The 2,567-nt window shown below is 65.0% G+C and carries 4 protein-coding genes; 2 read left to right on the top strand and 2 right to left on the bottom strand.

The genetic code is table 11. The features are described 5' to 3' along the window. The first annotated feature begins 119 nt into the window (after nucleotides 1–119). On the top strand, nucleotides 120–326 hold the full coding sequence (locus JWP28_RS05990; protein ID WP_299541069.1) for a DUF3126 family protein: 207 nt from the start codon (nucleotides 120–122) through the stop codon (nucleotides 324–326). A gap of 102 nt (nucleotides 327–428) precedes the next feature. After that, on the top strand, nucleotides 429–1,025 hold the full coding sequence (locus tag JWP28_RS05985; RefSeq protein ID WP_299541067.1) for a hypothetical protein: 597 nt from the start codon (nucleotides 429–431) through the stop codon (nucleotides 1,023–1,025). 55 nt (nucleotides 1,026–1,080) lie between these two features. Here the strand turns inward: JWP28_RS05985 and JWP28_RS05980 are convergent, their stop codons facing one another. Then, nucleotides 1,081–1,629 (bottom strand): SOS response-associated peptidase, encoded by a 549-nt coding sequence (locus JWP28_RS05980; protein WP_299541065.1) that lies wholly within the window; start codon nucleotides 1,627–1,629, stop codon nucleotides 1,081–1,083. A gap of 99 nt (nucleotides 1,630–1,728) precedes the next feature. Further along, nucleotides 1,729–2,373, bottom strand: coding sequence for a helix-turn-helix transcriptional regulator (locus tag JWP28_RS05975; protein WP_299541064.1), 645 nt, complete (start codon nucleotides 2,371–2,373; stop codon nucleotides 1,729–1,731). Nucleotides 2,374–2,567 lie beyond the last annotated feature (194 nt).

The following is a 2,567-nucleotide window of genomic DNA, read 5'->3' as shown; positions in this document are numbered from 1 at the left end:
CCACACGCTGGCCGAGGTCGTCTACGACTACGTGATCTGAGGTTTTCACGCCTTTGCCGTTTTCCGGGGCGTCCGGACCAGCTAGGTTCGCGCAGACTTTGGACTGCAGGAGCGTTGGCGTGGACGAACGAATGATCCGTAAGCTCGAGGGCCACCTGCGGGGCACCTTCGCCAACGCCCGCATCGTGCTGACGCCCCGGCCAAAGCAGAAGGATTCCGCCGAGGTCTATGTCGGCGAGGAATTCGTCGGCGTGGTGTTCGAGGACGAGGACGGCGACGGCTCGTTCATGTTCGAGATGGCCATCCTGTCGGAGGATCTGCCTTAGGGGGGCGCGAGGTCCGCTGCGGATGATGGAGAGCGGACATTCTTGTCTCGTCCGTGACGGCACATTAGCGCGCCAAAATAGCTGCGTCGGGGAGGCTTGACGATGCGCTGCCTTGCTCCATCCGAAGCGGAAACGATCTTCGGCAGTCAGGGCTTTTCCATATCGTTGGAAAACCAATGGTACCGTTCGGCGCTTGTCCTGGCCCGCACTAAGGCCCGGCGACAGGCAAGGGTCGCTGCTCAACAACTTTCCGACATTGGCCGCACCGAACACTTTGTGCGGACGCTTAATCGCTGGCTGCCCTCCAATCGGGCGCGGCTTCTTTGGGTCGATCACTGGCAAACCGGACTCTACGGCGGATTTGAGAATGCGATTGTCGCCGCCGCTTGGCGCGGGCTCGGTGAGGCCCGACCGCTGAATGAAGCACCAGGGCTCTACTTCGACGGGCATCATTGGGACGAACAAGACCAAATCGAGATATTGCCGTCGCATGCGGAAGCCTTGGGCGTCCTCACGGGCGTCGTCGCCATGCTGATGATTACAGGGTCAGATGGCTGGTTGATTTCGGCAGACAGCGTGGACCGTATTGAGTTTTGGGAAGGCCATTTCTTCTTTCATTCGGCAAGCCGGGAACAACTCAAACGCGCAAACGACATCGTCGATGAGTTTGGCTGTGTTCGTTGGAAGACTAGCGCTTGAGGCTGACGGGGCCGGCTCCGGGGGTGGATAGCTGCCATCGTTCCGCGGGCCTCCCCTAGCGGATCTGCTCCACCTTCAGGCTACCCGCAGGCAGCGCGGGGATCGGCGCGTCCGGCGAGGGGCCCAGCCAGTCGGCCCATTGGGCGCGGGGCAGGATCACGATCTGGCGGTTGTGGTAGGGCGTGATGTCGGGGCCGGGCTCGGTGGTCAGCATGGTGAAGCGGTCGCCGCGCACCAGGCCGCCTATGCAGAAGAGCTCGTTGTCCGTGGTGGTGAACAGCCACTTGGACTTGGGAGCCTTGTCGCCGGTGAATTCGTAGAAGCCGTCGGCGGGGATCAGGCAGCGGCCGGTCGGGAAGCGCCGCCCATCGGAGCGGAAGTTGATCAGCGGTCCGCCTTTGGGCTGCACGAACCCCCAGCGGAGCTGCTTGAGCTCGGCGCCGTCCGGCGAACCGACCAGGACGGGGGCCGGATCGGTGGGGCGGATGGAGTCGCGCGGCTCCAGGTTGGGCGCGCCGCCGGCCCAGTGGATGGGGAGCCGCAGCTGGCTGAACTCGTCGACGATGCGGTCGAGCGATTGCTTGAAGCGGTACTCGTTGCACATGGCCGGTCAGATAGGACGGCCGAGCCTGCGCCGTCCATGGCCGGTGTGCGTATGAAACATACATTTTCCCTTCGGCTAGCGCCGTAGGTCACTTGCGGATCAGGCCGCGCCGCGGATGATTCGGCGGGCCTGATAGGGCGGGATGATCGCGGTGATGTGCGCCGCCCAGCGCAGCTTGGCGTCCTGGCGCGTGGGGCCGGCGATGCTTTCCAGGTCGAAGCGGCCGGCGCGGGAGCCGCGCAGCAGGCGCTTGACCAATACCTCGTCGGTGTCGACCTCGACCACCACGACGTGGCCAAGCATGTCAGGGCTGGGGGCGGTCCTCTGATCCTCGAAATAGATCAGGGCGCCGTCGTCGGCGATGCCGTGCATGGAATGGCCGACGACCAGCAAGGCCCGGGCCTGCTCGGTGCCGCCAGGCGGGATTGGGGCGAGATCGCCCGGCTCCTGCCCCGTGGCGAACAGCACCAGCCCGTCGGGGTTGGCGCCGACCCGGCCGATGATCGGCACATAGCCGGCCTCGGCCGCCGGCAGCATGGCGCCGGCCGCGTCATAGAGCCATTCCGGGCGCACGCCGAAGGCCACCGCGAACTCCTTGGCCCGGCGGTAGGAGAAGGGCGCGTTGCCGTTCTCGTTGGAGGCGTAGGTGTTGCGGTTCCAGCCGAAGGCGTCGGCGGCCGCGGCGGCGGTCTCGAAGCCCTTGGCGATGCGGGCTTGGCGCAGGCGTTGGTAGCGCTCGTCCATGGGTCGGGTCTCGCTCGGATCTCGCTGTATAAAAAATCCAGAAATTATTTGCAGTCGCGAAGTAGTTTTCATACAGTTCGCTCATGAGCACGTCAATCCATGACCTTTCGCCACTGGCGAGCGCCAGCTACGCAGCCCTTCGCTACGAGGGCGCGCCGCCGCCGCGGGCGCAGGCCGCCCTGGACCTCTCGCCG

This window comes from Phenylobacterium sp. (assembly GCF_028290885.1).
Taxonomy (GTDB): domain Bacteria; phylum Pseudomonadota; class Alphaproteobacteria; order Caulobacterales; family Caulobacteraceae; genus Phenylobacterium.
This window is presented reverse-complemented; position numbering and strand designations above follow the sequence as displayed.

Excerpts from the sequence above, each read along its gene's own strand:
- JWP28_RS05975 (WP_299541064.1), bottom strand. The coding sequence starts at position 2,373 with ATGGACGAGCGCTACCAACGCCTGCGCCAAGCCCGCATCGCCAAGGGC.
- JWP28_RS05980 (WP_299541065.1), bottom strand. The coding sequence starts at position 1,629 with ATGTGCAACGAGTACCGCTTCAAGCAATCGCTCGACCGCATCGTCGAC.
- JWP28_RS05985 (WP_299541067.1), top strand. The coding sequence starts at position 429 with ATGCGCTGCCTTGCTCCATCCGAAGCGGAAACGATCTTCGGCAGTCAG.